Below are 18,613 nucleotides of genomic sequence, written 5' to 3' on the forward strand. Positions count from 1 at the left end.
TTTTCGGAGCTTAAAAAAGTCCGATAAGCGAACCAAAGTCGCACATTATAACCATTTCGTTGCTTTTGGCAGCTAAATACTGGTCTTATCTGAGAAGATTCTAATTCATGTTACGGGAACGCGTCGCGAAAGGCGCTTTTTCTGCGGGGAACCGCGCAAAAACGGTGGCTAACGCCACCATTGGCGGAATTTTTTGTAACGCAACGCTAACAATACCAGCGCGGCAGCCGCGTAGATAACCGGCTGCGGGGAGAGGATCTTCACCGACCAAAGGTAGTGAACAGGTGCGAGGATCGCCACCAGATAGACGAAGTTGTGCAAAGTTTGCCAGCGTCTGCCCAGTTTACGCTGCGCCCACTGCGTCGACGTCGCGGCCAGCGCCAGCAAGATTAGCCAACTGATTGCGCCAAGGGTTAAATAAGGGCGGGTAACCAACTCTTGTCCGAGCAAAGCCAGGTTATTAATGCCCAGTTCCAGCAGCGTATAGCTCACCAGATGTAAGCTGGCCCATGCAAAGCACCACAGCCCAAGCAGCCGACGCGTACGGATCAGCAGTGGCTGTTTACCGTAGCGCGCCAGCGGAGTGATAAGCAGGCTGGCGAGCAGAAACTTCAGCGCCATTCTGCCGGTGAAATGTTGAATATCTTTTGCCGGATCGGCGCTGAAGTAGCCCTGGTTCGCTGCCCAGAAGAGCCAGAGCAGCGGCAGGAAACCAGCAAGATGTAGCGCAACTTTAAGCCAGGTGATCTGTTTTGCCGTTAACCGCACTTAGAAGTTCTCCCGCAAATCGAGACCGCGATAGAGGGAAGCGACCTCTTCACCGTAGCCATTAAACAGCAGCGTCGGCTGGCGTTTCACGTCCAGCGCGCCGCCCGAACCGATAAATCGCTCCGTTGCCTGCGACCAACGCGGGTGATCGACATGTGGGTTCACATTGGCATAGAAACCATACTCATTCGGCGCGGAGAGGTTCCACGTCGTCGGCGGGCGCTGGCTGGTGAGCTTGATACTGACGATAGACTTAATGCCTTTAAAACCATATTTCCACGGCACGGTGAGGCGGATCGGCGCTCCGTTCTGCGGCGGTAGCGCTTTGCCATAGACTCCAACGGTGAGCAGCGTAAGCTGATGCATCGCTTCATCTATACGCAACCCTTCTACATAAGGGTAGGCCAGCCCGCCGCCAATAAAGCGATCCTTCTGGCCCGGCATCTCATCGGGCGCATAACGTGTCTCAAAAGCGACATACTTCGCTTTGCTGGTGGGCTCCACCAGCGCCAGCAGTTTATGCAGCGGAAAACCAATCCACGGCACCACCATCGACCAGGCTTCGACGCAGCGCATGCGATAAATACGCTCTTCCAGCGGAAAGCGCGAAGTCAGCGCCGCATGATCGAGCGTCAGCGGTTTCGCCACTTCGCCATCAATGGTCAACGTCCAGGGAGCGGTCTTCATGCTGCCGGCATTGGCAGCTGGATCGGCTTTATCCAGCCCGAACTCATAAAAGTTGTTGTAGCCGGTAACCTTCTCTTCCGGCGTTAACGGTAGCTTACTTTGCCATTCGGCAGGCTGGGTGAATGTCAGCGGTTTGCCGGCCGGCGCTTTTGGGCGGTCATTGCCTTTAAACCAGTCAAGAAGATCGGCGTGCGCCACTGAAGGGAGTGTGGCGGCCGTTGCACCGATGCCGAGCATCTTTAATACCTGGCGGCGCTGCATAAAAAACACGGATTCAGCGGTGACATCTGCTTCGGTCAATTTTTTCTTCATTTACATCCTCTGACGGTGCCGCGGCTGGCGTAGGGAAAACTACGTTAACGCGAAGAAGAGCAAGTTAGCAATTAGTGAAAATTGCGTGTTAAAGACATTCTTTAAGCTTATTGATGATTGGAAAAAAATTTCTGAAGACTATACTCGCTGGGTGAAACGGTGTGCCATTTTCAGGCTTCACCGCAGTGCGCGCGCGTGTCGCGGCGAAGCTCAAAAGTTAGTGCTTACTATACAGACCTTCTTCAGGCGATATCGTTCTGTTCTTTACACGCGCGGAGTTAAATCAGGGATGCGATTAACGACGAAATTTAGTGCTTTTGTAACGCTTCTCACCGGGCTGGCGATTTTCGTCACGCTCATCGGCTGCTCACTCAGCTTTTATAACGCCATACAAGATAAAGTCGCCAACCGCGTCCAGGCCGTCGCTGCCGTTATCGACACCCGCCTGATCTCCACACCGCTTCCGCGCCTCTCAACGCAGCTTGATGAGATGATGGTGCCGGTCGATATCACCTCGATTGCCATCAAGCAGGGCCGCCATACCCTTTTAAGCCATACGCGCAAAGGGAGTTATCGCCCGGCGGGCAGTAACTCCGCCATGCGCGAGATTGAGATGCCGTCGATGAAGATCCCCGGCGTGACCTTCACGCTGGTCTATCAGGATCCGATGGCCAACTACTTCCGCTCAATGATGACCACCGCGCCGCTGACGGTGGCGATTGGTTTTATGATAGTCATTATTTTCCTCGCGGTGCGCTGGCTGCGGCGCCAACTCTCTGGCCAGGAGCTGCTCGAACTGCGGGCGACGCGCATTCTTAACGGTGAGCGCGGCGCACAGGTGCGCGGCAGCATCTATGAGTGGCCGTCGCGCACCAGCAGCGCGCTGGACGTCTTACTCACCGATATTCAGTTTGCCAGCGATCAGCGCAGCCGCATGGATACGCTGATCCGCTCTTACGCGGCGCAGGACACGCGCACCGGCCTCAATAACCGCCTCTTTTTTGATAATCAACTGGCAACACTATTAGAAGATCAGGAAAAGGTCGGCTCGCACGGCGTGGTGATGATGATCCGCCTGCCCGATTTTGACCTGCTGCGCGACAGCGACGGGCTTGCCTCTGCCGCCGAAGAGTATCTCTTTACCCTTATTAACCTGCTCTCCACCTTTATTATGCGTTACCCCGGCGCGCTGCTGGCACGCTATCACCGCAGTGACTTCGCGGTACTGCTTCCGCACCGCACATTAAAAGAGGCGGAGAGCATCGCCGGGCAGATCCTGAAAGCGGTGGATGGCTTGCCGCCGACCAAAATGTTGACCCGGGAAGACATTATGCATATCGGCATCTGCAGCTGGCGCGGCGGGCAGTCGACCCGGCAGGTGATGGAGCACGCGGAGGCGGCGGCGCGCAACGCGGTGCTGCAGGGCACCAATAGCTGGTCAGTCTATGACGACTCGTTACCGGAGCAGGGGCGCGGCAATGTGCGCTGGCGCACGCTGATTGAGCAGATGCTGAATCGCGGTGGGCCGCGCGTCTACCAGAAACCGGCGGTTAACCGCGACGGGCAAGTGCACCACCGGGAGCTAATGTGCCGCATTTTCGACGGCGAGCAGGAGGTGATCGCCGAAGAGTATATGCAGATGGTGCTGCAATTTGGCCTGTCAGAGGAGTATGACCGGCTGCAGATCACGCGCTTAATGCCGTTCCTCGGCTACTGGCCTGAAGAGAACCTCGCCATTGAGGTCACCGTCGAGTCGCTGATCCGCCCGCGCTTCCAGCGCTGGCTGCGCGATACCTTGATGCAATGCGAAAAATCGCAACGCAAACGGATTATTTTTGAACTTGCAGAGGCCGATGTGTGTCAACACATCAGCCGATTGCAGTCGGTCGTGCGATTGATCAATGGATTAGGCGCGCGCGTGGCGGTGGTTCAGGCGGGTCTGACGTTGGTCAGCACCAGTTGGATCAAAGCCCTGGATGTTGAGTTACTGAAGCTGCATCCGGGGTTGGTCAGGAACATTGAGAAGCGCACCGAAAACCAGCTGCTGGTACAGAGCCTTGTTGAAGCGTGTAAAGGCACACGAACCCGCGTCTTTGCGACCGGCGTTCGCACGCGCGGCGAATGGCAGATGCTGGTGGAGCGAGGCGTTGCGGGCGGACAGGGCGATTTCTTCGCGGCGTCCCAGCCGCTCGACACCAATGTGAAAAAATATTCACAAAGATATTCGGTTTGAACTGCTGTTTGAGTCGTTTTCACGTAGAATAACGCGCGCTGCCGTGGTCGGGGGGCGTGTGAGCCTGCCCGCCAGATTGTTGCAGTAAAAATGCCGGTTTGACCTTTGCCAGCTTGCAGGCGCAACGTGCCGGAACGACGGTTTTTTTACGCTTCCGGACAGAGTCATGTCGTTTTGCAACAAAGGAAACAAACTGCACTAATTTTCACCGTAGCTGAGACTTCTTGTGCCTTGTCGCTGCTGCGTGTGGTTGGTAAAGTAAGCGGATTTTTCTTTCCGCCCCAGCTTTCAGGATTATCCCTTAGTATGTTGAAAAAATTTCGTGGCATGTTTTCCAATGACCTGTCCATTGACCTGGGTACCGCGAATACCCTGATTTATGTAAAAGGACAAGGCATCGTACTGAATGAGCCTTCCGTAGTGGCCATTCGCCAGGATCGTGCCGGTTCACCGAAAAGCGTGGCCGCAGTCGGTCATGAAGCGAAGCAGATGCTTGGTCGTACGCCGGGCAATATCGCTGCAATCCGCCCGATGAAAGATGGCGTAATCGCGGACTTCTTCGTGACCGAAAAGATGCTGCAGCACTTTATCAAGCAGGTACACAGCAACAGCTTTATGCGCCCAAGCCCGCGCGTACTGGTCTGTGTGCCGGTTGGCGCAACGCAGGTTGAGCGCCGCGCGATTCGTGAATCCGCGCAGGGCGCTGGCGCCCGCGAAGTGTTCCTGATTGAAGAGCCGATGGCCGCCGCGATTGGCGCGGGTCTGCCGGTTTCCGAAGCGACCGGTTCTATGGTCGTTGATATCGGTGGTGGTACCACCGAAGTCGCCGTTATCTCCTTAAACGGCGTGGTTTACTCCTCCTCTGTCCGCATCGGCGGCGACCGCTTCGACGAAGCGATCATTAATTATGTGCGCCGCAACTACGGCTCGCTGATTGGTGAAGCCACCGCAGAACGTATCAAACACGAAATCGGCTCTGCCTACCCGGGCGATGAAGTGCGCGAAATCGAAGTGCGCGGTCGTAACCTGGCAGAAGGTGTACCGCGCGGTTTCACCCTGAACTCCAACGAAATCCTTGAAGCCCTGCAGGAGCCGCTGACCGGCATCGTTAGCGCTGTCATGGTCGCGCTGGAGCAATGCCCGCCGGAGCTGGCATCCGATATCTCCGAGCGCGGTATGGTTCTGACCGGCGGCGGCGCGCTGCTGCGCAACCTCGACCGTCTGCTGATGGAAGAGACGGGTATTCCTGTGGTAGTGGCAGAAGATCCCCTGACTTGCGTAGCGCGTGGCGGCGGCAAGGCGCTGGAAATGATCGATATGCACGGCGGCGACTTGTTCAGCGAAGAGTAATCCGCGTCAGATACGGGGCCTCGTGCTCCGTATCTGTCTGGCCTGAGAATACGCAAAGCCTATGAAGCCAATTTTTAGCCGTGGCCCGTCACTGCAGATTCGCCTGTTCCTGGCGGTTTTGGTGGCGCTTGGAGTCATCATCGCCGACAGCCGCCTCGGTACGTTCAGCCAGATCCGGACGTACATGGATACGGCCGTCAGCCCTTTCTATTTTATTTCCAATGGTCCCCGCGAATTATTAGACAGCGTGTCGCAAACGCTGGCTTCGCGCGATCAGCTCGAACTCGAAAACCGGGCGCTGCGCCAGGAGCTGCTGCTGAAAAACAGCGAGCTGCTGATGTTAGGGCAGTACAGGCAGGAGAACGCGCGGCTGCGCGAACTGCTCGGCTCGCCGCTGCGTCAGGATGAGCAAAAAATGGTCACCCAGGTGATCTCAACGGTTAACGATCCCTATAGCGATCAGGTGGTTATTGATAAAGGCAGCGTCAACGGCGTTTACGAAGGCCAGCCGGTGATCAGCGATAAAGGCGTTGTCGGCCAGGTTATCGCGGTTGCGAAAATGACCAGCCGCGTGCTGCTGATTTGCGATGCGACCCACGCGCTGCCGATCCAGGTGCTGCGTAACGATATCCGCGTCATTGCCGCCGGTAACGGCTGTACTGACGATCTGCAGTTAGAACATCTGCCGGCGAATACCGATATTCGCGTGGGTGATGTGCTGGTGACCTCCGGTCTCGGCGGACGTTTCCCGGAAGGCTATCCGGTTGCGGTGGTCTCCTCGGTGAAACTTGATACCCAGCGGGCGTACACGGTGATTCAGGCGCGTCCAACCGCCGGTCTGCAACGTTTACGTTACCTGCTGCTGCTCTGGGGCTCCGATCGCAACGGCGCTAACCCGCGCACGCCGGAAGATGTTCACCGCGTGGCGAACGAGCGTCTGCTGCAGATGATGCCGCAGGTGCTGCCTTCTCCGGACACCATGGGGCCGCCTGCACCGATGCCTGCGCCGGCGACCGGCTTAACCCAGCCGATGCCGCAACAATCGTCGGGAGGGCAGTAGTGGCAAGTTATCGTAGCCAGGGGCGCTGGGTCATCTGGCTCTCGTTTTTCATTGCGCTATTGCTTCAAATCATGCCCTGGCCGGATGACATCATCGTCTACCGGCCAAACTGGGTGCTGCTGATTCTGCTCTACTGGATCCTCGCCTTGCCGCACCGCGTAAATGTCGGTACGGGTTTCGCGATGGGTGCCATACTGGATCTCATTAGCGGATCCACCCTTGGCGTACGGGCGCTCTCCCTGAGCATCGTCGCCTATCTGGTCGCACTGAAATTTCAGTTATTCCGTAATCTGGCGCTCTGGCAACAGGCGCTGGTAGTAATGTTATTGTCGCTGGCAACAGAAGTGGTCGTCTTCTGGGCCGAATTTTTGGTGATCAACGTCTCGTTCAAACCAGAAATTTTCTGGAGCAGCCTGGTCAATGGCGTGCTCTGGCCGTGGATCTTCCTGCTTATGCGTAAGATCCGTCAGCAGTTTGCGGTGCAATAAAGGTTGATATGACAGCTATCTGGCTTGCTTCTGGTTCTCCCCGCCGTCAGGAATTGCTGACGCAGCTTGGGGTGTCGTTTGAGCGTATTGTTCCGGGTATCGAGGAGCAGCGGCAGGCCGGCGAGAGCGCCAGGCAGTACGTAGCGCGGCTGGCGCGGGAAAAAGCGCAGGCGGGCGTGGCGATGGTATCGCGCGATCTGCCGGTGCTGGGCGCCGACACTATTGTCATATTAAATGGGGAAGTGCTTGAAAAACCGCAGGACTCCTCGCATGCTCCCACTATGCTGCGTCAACTCTCCGGGCAGACTCACCAGGTGATGACCGCCGTCGCTATCGCGGACCGTGAGCAGGTGCTGGAGTGTCTGGTGGAAACCGAAGTGACCTTCAGAGCGTTATCAGAAAAGGATATTGCCGACTATGTAGCGAGCGGGGAACCGCTGGATAAAGCCGGTGCGTATGGTATTCAGGGGCTGGGCGGCTGCTTTGTCAGGAAAATTAACGGGAGCTATCACGCTGTCGTTGGCTTGCCGCTGGTGGAAACCTTTGAATTGCTGAGCAATTTCAACGCAGTGCGTGAAGGAAGAGATAATCATGACGGCTGAATTACTGGTCAACGTTACACCATCGGAAACGCGTGTTGCCTATATTGACGGCGGCATTCTGCAGGAAATTCATATCGAGCGCGAAGCACGGCGCGGGATAGTAGGCAATATCTACAAAGGTCGGGTCAGCCGGGTGCTACCGGGTATGCAGGCGGCTTTTGTAGATATTGGTCTGGAAAAGGCGGCGTTTCTACACGCCTCCGACATTATGCCGCACACCGAATGCGTCGCCGGTGAAGAGCAGAAGAACTTTACCGTGCGCGATATCTCCGAGCTGGTGCGCCAGGGCCAGGACCTGATGGTGCAGGTGGTGAAAGATCCCCTCGGCACCAAAGGCGCGCGTCTCACCACCGACATCACTTTACCCTCCCGTTACCTGGTCTTTATGCCGGGCGCCGCGCACGTTGGCGTCTCTCAGCGTATTGAGAGCGAAGCCGAGCGCGATCGCCTGAAAAAGGTGGTGGCGAGCTACTGCGATGAGCAGGGCGGGTTTATCATTCGCACCGCGGCGGAAGGGGTTTGCGAAGAGGATCTCGCCTCTGACGCGGCCTACCTGAAGCGCGTCTGGACGAAGGTAATGGAGCGCAAAAAGCGCCAGCAGACGCGTTATAAACTCTACGGCGAGCTGGCGTTAGCTCAGCGCGTCCTGCGCGATTTCGCCGATGCCCATCTCGATCGCATCCGCGTTGACTCGCGCCTCACCTTTGAAGCACTGCTGGAGTTTACCGCGGAGTACATCCCGGAGATGACCAGCAAGCTTGAGCACTACAGCGGCCGCCAGCCAATCTTCGATCTCTTTGATGTCGAGAATGAAATTCAGCGCGCGCTGGAGCGCAAAGTCGAGCTGAAATCGGGCGGCTACCTGATCATCGATCAAACCGAAGCGATGACCACCGTCGACATCAACACCGGCGCGTTTGTCGGCCATCGCAATCTCGACGACACCATCTTCAATACCAACATTGAAGCCACCCAGGCGATCGCCCGCCAGCTGCGGCTGCGCAATCTCGGCGGCATTATCATCATCGACTTTATCGATATGAATAATGAGGATCACCGCCGCCGCGTGCTGCACTCGCTGGAGCAGGCGCTGAGTAAAGACCGGGTGAAAACCAGCATCAACGGTTTCTCCCAGCTTGGTCTGGTGGAGATGACCCGCAAACGCACCCGCGAAAGCGTTGAACATGTGCTGTGCAATGAGTGCCCGACCTGTCACGGGCGCGGCACGGTAAAGACGGTCGAAACGGTGTGCTATGAAATCATGCGCGAAATCGTGCGCGTGCATCACGCCTACGACTCCGATCGCTTCCTGGTCTACGCCTCTCCGGCCGTGGCGGAAGCGCTGAAGAGCGAAGAGTCCCATGCGCTGGCGGAGGTGGAAATTTTCGTCGGTAAGCAGGTCAAAGTACAAATCGAGCCGCTCTATAATCAGGAGCAGTTTGACGTAGTCATGATGTAATTCGCGGCCATGCTGCGAAACAAGCGGGTCTGATAGGTTTGACAAGGAGAGAGGCGTGAGGCGACTGCCGGGGATATTACTGCTTACAGGCGCGACGCTGATCGTTATCGCGGCGCTGCTGGTAAGCGGGCTGCGCCTTGTGTTACCCCACCTTAATGAGTGGCGCGAGCCAATTCTGGCGCGCATCTCTGCACAAACCGGGCTTCCGCTTAAGGCCAGCGAGTTTCAGGCGCGCTGGCAAACCTTCGGCCCGGAGCTGGAGGTTCGCGATATTCAGGCCACGCTGAAAGATGGCGGCAGCGTTGAGGTAAAGCGCGTTACCCTGGCGCTCGACGTCTGGCAGAGCCTGCTTCACCTGCGCTGGCAGTTTCGCGATCTCACCTTTTACCAACTCGCGGTTAACAGCAATACCCCGCTTGAGAGCAGCGAAGAGGACAACACCCTCGGCAAAGATCGCATCAGCGATCTCTTTCTGCGCCAGTTCGATCACTTCGATCTGCGCGACAGCCGCGTAAGCTTTTTAACCCCCTCTGGTCAACGCGCCGAACTGGCGATCCCGCAGCTCACCTGGCTTAACGGCGACGATCGCCACCGTGCCGAAGGGCAGGTAAGCCTCACCAGCCTCACCGGGCAGCATGGCGTGATGCAGGTGCGTATGGATCTGCGCGATGACAACGGCCTGCTGAATAACGGCCGCGTCTGGCTACAAGCCGATGATATCGACGTCAAACCGTGGCTCAGCCAGTGGATGCAGGATAAGGTCGCGCTGACCTCCGCCCGCTTTAGCCTCGAAGGGTGGATGACGCTCAACAAGGGCGAAATTGAAAGCGGCGATGTGTGGCTGAAAAAAGGCGGTGCCAGTTGGCTGGGGAATAACACCACCCATCGCTTGACCGTCGACAACCTGACTACCCATATCAGCCGTCAGAAAGCGGGCTGGCAGTTTGACGTGCCGGTGACGCGCATTGCGATTGATGATAAACCCTGGCCGCAGGGCGCCCTCAGCTTTGCCTGGGTCCCGGCGCAGGAAGCGAAAGAGGCGAGCGATGAGCTACGCGTTCGTGCCACCAACCTTGAACTGAATAGCCTCGACGGGCTGATGCCGATTGCGCAGAAGATTTCCCCGGCGATGTATGACATCTGGAACACCCTGCAACCGGCGGGCAAGCTTGCGCGGCTGGCGGTCGATATTCCATTAAAAACGCCGGAAAAGAGCCGCTTCCAGGCGCGCTGGCAGGATCTCAGCTGGCATCAGTGGAAGCTGCTGCCCGGTATGGAGCACTTCGCCGGCACGCTTGAGGGGAGCGTTGAAAACGGGCGCCTAACCGCCGATATCTCACAGGCGAAGATGCCGTATGAGACGGTGTTCCGTGCGCCGCTGGAGATTGAAAAAGGGCTGGCCACGCTCAACTGGCAGAAGAACGAGCAGGGCTTCCAGCTGGACGGGCGCAATATTGATGTGCAGGCCACCGGGCTGCATGCGCGCGGGGATTTCCGTTATCTGCAACCGGAAGGCAAAGCGCCGTGGCTCAGCATTCTGGCCGGGATTAACGTCTCCGACGCCGGGCAAGCCTGGCGTTACTTCCCGGAAAACCTGATGGGCAAAGCGCTGGTGGATTATCTCAGCGGCGCAATTAAAGGCGGACAGACGGAAAACGCCACGCTGGTCTTCGCTGGTGACCCGAGCCTCTTCCCCTATAAGCATAATGAGGGGCAGTTTGAAGTATTGGTGCCCCTGCGTAATGCCACCTTTGCCTTCCAGCCGGACTGGCCTGCGCTGCAAAACCTCGACATTAGCCTCGATTTCCTCAATGACGGTTTATGGATGAAGAGCGACAAAGTGATGCTCGGCGGCGTGACCGCCAGCAAGCTGGCCGCTGCGATTCCGGATTACATCAAAGAGAAGCTGATCATTGATGCCGATATCAATGGGCCGGGCAAAGAGGTCGGCCCCTATTTTAAACAGACGCCGCTGCATGACTCGCTCGGCAGCGCGCTAGATGAGCTGCAAATTGATGGTGATGTGAGCGCTCGCTTACATCTGGATATTCCGCTGGATGGCGAGATGACGCTGGCCAAAGGCGAAGTCGCGCTGAAAAACAATTCGCTGTTTATCAAGCCCATCAGCAGCACACTGAAAAACCTCAGCGGCAAATTCAGCTTTGAGAATGGCAACCTGAAGAGTGAGCCGCTGACCGCCACCTGGTTTAACCAACCGCTGAACCTCGACTTCACGACTACCGAGGGCGCTAAAGCCTACGAGGTGGCGGTGAATCTCAACGGCAACTGGCAGCCATCACGTACCGGCGTACTGCCGGAGCAGCTTAACGATGCGCTGCGCGGTAACGTAACATGGAAAGGGGATGTTGGCGTGACGCTCCCTTACCACGGCGAAGCGAGCTATAAAGTTAACCTGGCAGGCGATCTCGGCAATATCGCCAGCACTTTACCACCGCCGCTTGAAAAGCGGGCAGGCCATGCGCTGCCGGTGAAGGTCAACGTGGATGGTAACCTGCACAGCTTTGCGCTGACCGGTAACGCAGGCGTGGATAATCACTTCAACAGCCGCTGGCTGCTCGGCAGCAAGCTGGCGCTCGATCGCGGCATCTGGACCTCGGAGAGTAAAACCACACCGCCGCTGCCGGAGCAGAGCGGGCTGGAGCTTAATCTGCCGCCGCTGGACGGCGCGCAGTGGCTGGCGCTGTTTAATCAGGGCGCAGCAAGCCATGTCAGCAGCAGCGCTTCGCTGCCGTCGCGCATCACGCTGCGCACGCCCGCCCTGACGCTCGGCGGGCAGCAGTGGAATAACATGAGCATCGTCTCGCAGCCGCAGTTTGCTGGCACCACTATTGACGCGCAGGGCCGCGAGCTTAACGCGACGCTGAAGATCAATAAAAACGCGCCGTGGCAGGCCGATATTCGTTATCTCTACTACAACCCGGCGAGCGCCGCGAAGACGAAAGATATCACTTCGCCAACCACGCTTTTCAGCGAGCAGCAGCGCATTGATTTCAGCGGCTGGCCCGATCTGCAACTGCGCTGTAAAGAGTGCTGGCTGTGGGGGCAGAAATATGGCCGTATCGAGGGCGATTTTGCTATTAAAGGCGATACGCTGACGCTGGCAAATGGGCTGGTCGACAGCGGTGTCGCGCGCCTCACCGCCGACGGCGAGTGGGTCAACCGCGCGGGCGGCGAGCGCACGTCCATTAAGGGCATTTTGCGCGGCGACAAGCTCGATTCGGCGATGGGCTTCTTTGGGGTACCGACGCCGGTGCGCGACGCGCCGTTCAACGTCAATTACGATCTGCACTGGCGCAGCGCGCCGTGGCAGCCGCAGGAAGCATCGCTCAACGGCATTCTGCGCACACGCCTCGGCAAAGGCAAAATCGATGATATCAGCACCGGACATGCCGGGCAGATCCTGCGCCTCTTCAGCGTCGATTCGCTGCTGCGCAAGCTGCGCTTTGATTTCAGCGACACCTTCAGTAATGAGGGCTTCTGGTTTGACTCCATTCGCAGCACGGCGTGGATCAAAGATGGCGTCCTGCACACCGATGACACGCTGGTCGACGGGCTGGAAGCGGATATCGCGATGAAAGGCTCGGTAGATCTGGTGCGTCGCCAGCTTGATGTTGAAGCGGTGGTGGCACCGGAAATCTCCGCGACCGTTGGCGTGGCGGCGGCGTTTGCCGTTAACCCGATTGTTGGCGCGGCGGTATTCGCGGCCAGTAAAGTGCTGGGTCCGCTGTGGAATAAAGTCTCCATTTTGCGCTACCGCATTACCGGCCCGGTAGACCAGCCGCAGATCAACGAAGTGATGCGCCAGCCGCGTGCCGACAAAAAGCAATGATTTGACGGCATCAGCGAATTGCCTCAAGCTCCTTGTATCGCACTTTTTTATTGCCCGATGTGGCGGCAACGACGAGAAAACATGATGAGTCTTAATCTGGTGAGTGAACAACTACTGGCAGCGAATGGCCTGAATCATCAGGATCTGTTTGCCATTCTCGGTCAACTGACCGCGCGTCGTCTTGACTACGGCGACCTCTATTTCCAGTCGAGCTATCACGAATCCTGGGTTTTAGAAGACCGCATCATCAAAGATGGTTCGTACAATATTGACCAGGGCGTGGGCGTGCGCGCCATCAGCGGCGAGAAAACCGGTTTTGCTTACGCAGACCAGATCAGCCTGTTGGCGTTAGAGCAGAGCGCACAGGCCGCGCGCACCATCGTCCGCGAAGAGGGCGACGGTAAAGTCAAAACTCTCGGCGCGGTTGAGCATCAGAGCCTCTATACCAGCATTGATCCGCTGCAAAGCATGAGCCGCGAAGAGAAGCTCGATATCCTGCGTCGCGTCGATAAAGTGGCACGCGCTGCCGACAAGCGGGTGCAGGAAGTGACTGCCAGCCTGACCGGCGTCTATGAGCTGATTCTGGTGGCGGCGACGGACGGCACGCTGGCGGCCGATGTGCGCCCGCTGGTACGTCTCTCTGTCAGCGTACAGGTTGAAGATGACGGTAAACGCGAGCGCGGTGCCAGCGGCGGCGGCGGTCGTTTCGGTTACGAGTGGTTCCTGCAAGAGGTGGATGGCGAAGTTCGTGCCGACGCCTGGGCGCACGAAGCGGTGCGTATGGCGCTGGTCAATCTCTCTGCCGTTGCCGCGCCTGCGGGCACGCTGCCAGTGGTGCTGGGCGCAGGCTGGCCGGGCGTGCTGCTGCATGAAGCGGTTGGTCACGGCCTCGAAGGGGACTTCAACCGTCGCGGCACTTCCGTATTCAGCGGCCAGATGGGGCAGCTGGTTGCCTCCGAGCTTTGCACCGTGGTCGATGACGGCACCATCGCCGATCGCCGTGGTTCAGTTGCCATTGACGATGAAGGGACGCCGGGCCAGTACAATACGCTGATCGAAAACGGCGTGCTGAAAGGCTATATGCAGGACAAGATGAACGCGCGCCTGATGGGCGTGAAGCCGACCGGTAACGGGCGTCGTGAGTCATATGCCCATCTGCCGATGCCGCGCATGACCAACACCTATATGCTGGCGGGAAAATCGACGCCGCAGGAGATTATCGAATCCGTGGAGTACGGCATCTATGCGCCGAACTTCGGCGGCGGCCAGGTGGATATCACCTCCGGCAAGTTCGTCTTCTCCACCTCCGAGGCCTATCTGATTGAAAAAGGCAAAGTGACCAAAGCGGTGAAAGGCGCGACCCTGATTGGCTCCGGCATCGAAGCGATGCAGCAGATCTCCATGGTGGGTAACGATCTGAAGCTCGATAACGGCGTTGGCGTCTGCGGTAAAGAGGGGCAGAGCCTGCCAGTTGGCGTGGGTCAACCGACGCTGAAGGTCGACAATCTGACCGTCGGCGGCACGGCCTAATCCTTACCGTTCACCCTCTTTGCGCAAAGAGGGTGAACGCTTTCACACCCTGCGCCCCTGCATGCTCTGGTAGACCTTCGCCACCTCGATAAAGTAATCCGTTAAATAGTTAATACAGACCTGCACTTTCAACGGCAGCTTATCTTTCTGCGTGTAGAGCGCGTAAACCGGGCGCGGATCCGACTGGTAGCGCGGGAGCAGGATCTCAAGCTGACCGCTGTTGATCTCATCGATCACCCACATCAGCGGCACGTAGGCGATCCCCGCGCCGGCGGTTAACCAGCGGGTTAAGGTCATCGGATCGTTGGTGACAAACCGCCCCTGTGGGATCAGGCGCGTGGCGATCCCTTCCGGGGCCACCAGCTCAAACTCATTATCCGGGCGCACGCTGTACTCCAGCCACGAGTGGTTCACCATATCGGCCGGTTTTTCCGGCGTGCCGTACTGGGCGAGATAGTTTTTGGCCGCGCAGACCACCATCGGCATGGTGCCGAGGCGGCGGGAGAAGAGGCTGGAATCCTGCAACGCGCCCACGCGGATCACCACGTCCAGCCCGTCGGCGATAAGATCCGGCGCCGGGATCCCCGTTACCAGATTCACCGACAGCCCCGGGTGCTCTTTCAGCATCTCGGCGGTCATTTTTGCCAGCACATTTTGCGCCATGGTTGAAGAGCTACCGATGCGCAGCGTGCCGATGGGCGTATTGTTAAAGGCGTAGAGCTGCTCGTGCACATCCTGCACCTCATGGAGCATCCTGCGACAGCCCTGATAGTAGATCTTTCCCGCTTCGGTCAGCCCAATGCTGCGCGTGCTGCGGTTCAGCAGCTTAACCTGCAGTTCATCCTCCAGCTTCGCCACGGTCTGGCTGATGGACGAAACGCTCATCTGCAACTGGCGGGCAGCGGCGGTAAATGAGCCCAGTTCCACCACTTTGGCGAACACCGACATGCGTTTTAAACGTTCCATTATTCACTCTGACTTAAAAGTGATTTAGATCACATAATATAGATAACAGCATAACAGTTACGCTAATATACTATCTATCCATAATATTCACGTCACTCTCGCCTGGCTCTCCTTGCCCTTTCCTGCGGTGGCGTACGAACGATTTATCACCTGCAAGCGTAAAAAAACCAAGGTCAACATGAGTCTGTTTCCCGTCATCGTGGTGTTCGGTTTGTCGTTCCCACCGATTTTTTTCGAGCTGATTTTGTCGCTGGCGATTTTCTGGCTGGTGCGTCGGATGCTGATCCCGACCGGGATCTACGATTTTGTCTGGCATCCTGCGCTGTTTAACACCGCGCTCTATTGCTGCCTGTTTTACCTGCTGTCGCGTTTATTTGTTTGAGGTAGAAGTGAAAACACTAACAAGAAATATCACCCGTACCGCGATCACCGTGGCGCTTGTTATCCTGGCGTTTATCGCCATTTTCCGCGCCTGGGTTTACTACACCGAATCTCCCTGGACGCGTGATGCGCGCTTCACCGCCGACGTGGTAGCCATCGCCCCGGATGTCACCGGGCTTGTCACCAGCGTCGATGTTCACGATAACCAACTGGTCAAACAGGGCCAGGTGCTCTTCACCATCGACCAGCCGCGCTACCAAAAAGCGCTTGAGCAGGATGAAGCCGATGTCGCCTATTACCAGGCGCTGGTCAATGAGAAGCGACGCGAAGCCGGCCGCCGCAACCAGCTAGGCATCCAGGCGATGTCGCGCGAAGAGATTGATCAGGCGAATAACACCCTGCAAACCGAACTGCATCAGTTAGCGAAAGCGCAGGCGACGCGCGATCTGGCGAAGCTCGATCTGGAGCGCACTACTATTCGTGCGCCGGCCGATGGCTGGGTCACCAACCTCAATGTTTATGCCGGTGAGTTCATCACCCGCGGCTCTACCGCCGTGGCGCTGGTGAAACAGAACAGTTTCTATGTGCTGGCCTATATGGAAGAGACCAAGCTTGAGGGCGTACGCGTCGGTTATCGCGCCGAGATCACGCCGTTAGGCAGCAATCAGGTGCTGAAAGGCACCGTCGACAGCGTCGCCGCCGGGGTAACCAACTCCAGCAGCACCAATGACAGCAAAGGGATGGCGACCGTCGACTCCAACCTTGAATGGGTTCGCCTGGCGCAGCGCGTGCCGGTGCGCATCCGTCTGGATAAACAGCAGGGCAACCTGTGGCCGGCAGGCACCACCGCAACCGTCGTGGTCACCGGCAAAACCGATCGCGACGCCAGCCACGATTCGCTGTTTCGTAAAATCGCCCACCGTCTGCGTGAGCTGGGGTAATCGCTATGGGGCTGTTCTCTATCGCCAGCCAGCATCTGCGCTTTGCCTGCAAACTGGCCGGCGCGGTAGTGCTGGCGCTGTTTGTCGGCTTTCACTTCCAGCTTGAAACACCGCGCTGGGCGGTGCTGACCGCGGCGATTGTTGCCGCCGGTCCCGCTTTTGCGGCAGGCGGCGAGCCTTATTCCGGCGCGATCCGCTACCGGGGTATGTTGCGTATCGCCGGGACTTTCATCGGCTGTATTGCCGGGCTGACCATCATCATTATGCTGATCCGCACGCCGCTGCTGATGCTGCTGGTGAGTTGCATCTGGGCGGGCTTTTGTACCTGGGTCTCTTCGCTGATACGCGTTGAGAACTCCTACGCCTGGGGGCTGGCGGGCTATACGGCGCTGATCATTGTTATCACCATTGAGCCCAACCCGCTGCTGGCACCGCAATACGCCGTGGAGCGCTGTAGTGAGATCGTGGTGGGGATTTTGTGCGCGATTGTCGCCGATCTGCTCTTCTCGCCGCGCTCGGTGAAGCAGGTGATTGACCAGGAGCTCGATAGCCTGCTGGTGGCGCACTACCAGTTGATGCAACTCTGTATCAAGCATGGCGACAGCGAAGAGGTCGATGCCGCCTGGGCGGCGCTGGTTCGCCGCACCGCCGGGCTGGACGGTATGCGCAGCAACCTGAAGATCGAATCCTCGCGCTGGGGGCTGGCAAACCGCCGTCTGAAGGTAATCAACACCCTCTCGCTGACGCTGATTACCCAGGCGTGCGAGACCTACCTGATTCAGAATACGCGCCCGGATCTGATCACCGATACCTTTCGCGAGCTGTTCGACGAGCCGGTCGAAACGGTGCAGGACGTGCACCGGCAGTTAAAACGTATGCGCCGGGTGATTATCTGGACCGGCGAGCGCGACACGCCGGTGACGCTCTACAGCTGGGTCGGGGCGGCGACGCGCTACCTGCTGCTTAAGCGCGGCGTGATTGGTAACACCAAAATCAGCGCCATCGAAGAGGAGGTGCTGCGGGGCGAAGCGGTGGTGAAAGCGGAGTCCGCCGAGCGCCACCACGCAATGATTAACTTCTGGCGCACCACGCTCTCTTGTGCCCTCGGCACGCTCTTCTGGCTGTGGACCGGCTGGACCTCCGGCAGCGGGGCGATGGTGATGATCGCCGTTGTCACCTCGCTGGCGATGCGGCTGCCCAATCCGATTATGGTGGCGAAAGATTTCGTCTACGGCATGTTGTGGGCATTACCGATTGGCGCGCTCTACTTCCTGGTTATTCTGCCCGCCACCCAGCAAAGCATGCTGCTGCTCTGTATCAGCCTTGCGGTGCTGGCCTTCTTTATTGGCATCGAAGTGCAGAAACGGCGGCTGGGATCGATGGCGACGCTGGCAGGCACCATCAATATTCTGGTGCTGGATAACCCGATGACCTTCAAGTTCAGCTTCTTCCTCGACAGCGCGCTCGGGCAGCTGGTGGGTGTGGTGCTGGCGATAACGGTGATCCTGCTGGTGCGCGATAACTCGCAGGCGCGCACCGGACGCGTGCTGCTTAACCAGTTTGTCTCGGCGGCGGTCTCGGCAATGACCACCAACACCGCCCGGCGTAAAGAGAACCACCTCCCGGCGCTCTATCAACAGCTCTTTCTGCTGCTGAATAAGTTTCCCGGCGATGTGGCGAAGTTCCGCCTCGCGCTAACACTGATCATTGCCCACCAGCGGCTGCGCGATGCGCCGGTGCCGATCAATGACGATCTCTCGGCCTTCCACCGGCAGTTGCGCCGCACGGCATCTGAGGTGATTGCCGCCGGATCCGATACCAAACGGCGTCGCTACTTTACCCAGTTGCTTGAAGAGCTGGCGGTCTATCAGCAGAAACTGCGCGAATGGAATGCCTCGCCGCAGGTGACGGAGCCGGTCGAGCGGTTAACCGGCATGCTACATAAGTATCAACACGCGCTAACCAGCAATTAATGACAAAGCCGAC

Annotated in this window: 14 protein-coding genes; 11 read left to right on the forward strand and 3 right to left on the reverse strand. The window is 57.9% G+C overall.

The genetic code is table 11. From position 1 onward, the window contains the following. Positions 1 to 168: 168 nt before the first annotated feature. Positions 169 to 768 (reverse strand): protein-methionine-sulfoxide reductase heme-binding subunit MsrQ, encoded by a 600-nt coding sequence (msrQ, locus tag IAE48_RS14455; protein WP_200134808.1) that lies wholly within the window; start codon positions 766 to 768, stop codon positions 169 to 171. Further along, the gene (msrP, locus tag IAE48_RS14460; protein WP_200134809.1) at positions 769 to 1,767 is read right to left on the reverse strand and encodes a protein-methionine-sulfoxide reductase catalytic subunit MsrP; all 999 of its coding nucleotides are present in this window, start codon (positions 1,765 to 1,767) and stop codon (positions 769 to 771) included. Between the two features lie 289 nt (positions 1,768 to 2,056). On the opposite strand from msrP, the gene csrD reads away from it, so the two are divergent. The 8 genes from csrD to tldD all read left to right on the forward strand — a co-directional run bounded on the left by csrD (position 2,057) and on the right by tldD (position 14,339). Then, entirely contained in the window at positions 2,057 to 4,000 is a 1,944-nt protein-coding gene (csrD, locus tag IAE48_RS14465; protein WP_200134810.1) for an RNase E specificity factor CsrD, read from the forward strand. A gap of 306 nt (positions 4,001 to 4,306) precedes the next feature. Further along, entirely contained in the window at positions 4,307 to 5,350 is a 1,044-nt protein-coding gene (mreB, locus tag IAE48_RS14470; protein ID WP_006818047.1) for a rod shape-determining protein MreB, read from the forward strand. 61 nt (positions 5,351 to 5,411) lie between these two features. Beyond that, positions 5,412 to 6,410 (forward strand): rod shape-determining protein MreC, encoded by a 999-nt coding sequence (gene mreC / locus IAE48_RS14475; RefSeq protein ID WP_200134811.1) that lies wholly within the window; start codon positions 5,412 to 5,414, stop codon positions 6,408 to 6,410. Continuing rightward, a complete protein-coding gene (mreD, locus tag IAE48_RS14480) occupies positions 6,410 to 6,898 on the forward strand; it encodes a rod shape-determining protein MreD (RefSeq protein ID WP_023480801.1) in 489 nt (162 codons plus the stop codon). Before mreC ends, mreD begins: the two co-directional genes overlap by 1 nt. An 8-nt stretch (positions 6,899 to 6,906) precedes the next feature. Continuing rightward, entirely contained in the window at positions 6,907 to 7,500 is a 594-nt protein-coding gene (locus tag IAE48_RS14485; protein ID WP_200134812.1) for a nucleoside triphosphate pyrophosphatase, read from the forward strand. Next, on the forward strand, positions 7,490 to 8,959 hold the full coding sequence (rng, locus tag IAE48_RS14490; protein WP_076769264.1) for a ribonuclease G: 1,470 nt from the start codon (positions 7,490 to 7,492) through the stop codon (positions 8,957 to 8,959). Before IAE48_RS14485 ends, rng begins: the two co-directional genes overlap by 11 nt. A gap of 55 nt (positions 8,960 to 9,014) precedes the next feature. Beyond that, on the forward strand, positions 9,015 to 12,809 hold the full coding sequence (gene yhdP, locus IAE48_RS14495; RefSeq protein ID WP_200134813.1) for an AsmA2 domain-containing protein YhdP: 3,795 nt from the start codon (positions 9,015 to 9,017) through the stop codon (positions 12,807 to 12,809). Positions 12,810 to 12,893: 84 nt separating this feature from the next. Then, complete coding sequence (tldD, locus tag IAE48_RS14500) at positions 12,894 to 14,339, forward strand: metalloprotease TldD (RefSeq protein WP_200134851.1); 1,446 nt, start codon at positions 12,894 to 12,896, stop codon at positions 14,337 to 14,339. 42 nt (positions 14,340 to 14,381) lie between these two features. On the opposite strand, the gene aaeR is transcribed toward tldD, so the two are convergent. Beyond that, positions 14,382 to 15,305, reverse strand: a complete 924-nt coding sequence (aaeR, locus tag IAE48_RS14505; protein ID WP_094422282.1) for an HTH-type transcriptional activator AaeR — start codon at positions 15,303 to 15,305, stop codon at positions 14,382 to 14,384. 178 nt (positions 15,306 to 15,483) lie between these two features. Here aaeR and aaeX point away from each other — a divergent pair, with 178 nt between their 5' ends. From aaeX to aaeB, 3 genes are read left to right on the forward strand one after another with little or no spacing between them, the layout of a single operon-like run. After that, complete coding sequence (gene aaeX / locus IAE48_RS14510) at positions 15,484 to 15,687, forward strand: p-hydroxybenzoic acid efflux pump operon protein AaeX (protein WP_023480966.1); 204 nt, start codon at positions 15,484 to 15,486, stop codon at positions 15,685 to 15,687. 7 nt (positions 15,688 to 15,694) lie between these two features. After that, positions 15,695 to 16,627 carry a p-hydroxybenzoic acid efflux pump subunit AaeA gene (gene aaeA / locus IAE48_RS14515; RefSeq protein ID WP_200134814.1) on the forward strand — a complete coding sequence of 311 codons (933 nt, stop codon included), beginning with the start codon at positions 15,695 to 15,697 and terminating at the stop codon, positions 16,625 to 16,627. 5 nt (positions 16,628 to 16,632) lie between these two features. Next, positions 16,633 to 18,600, forward strand: a complete 1,968-nt coding sequence (gene aaeB, locus IAE48_RS14520) for a p-hydroxybenzoic acid efflux pump subunit AaeB (RefSeq protein WP_094422280.1) — start codon at positions 16,633 to 16,635, stop codon at positions 18,598 to 18,600. The last annotated feature ends 13 nt before the right edge of the window (positions 18,601 to 18,613 follow it).

Origin of the sequence: Kosakonia sp. S57 (assembly GCF_016516575.1) — a bacterium.
Taxonomy (GTDB): domain Bacteria; phylum Pseudomonadota; class Gammaproteobacteria; order Enterobacterales; family Enterobacteriaceae; genus Kosakonia; species Kosakonia cowanii.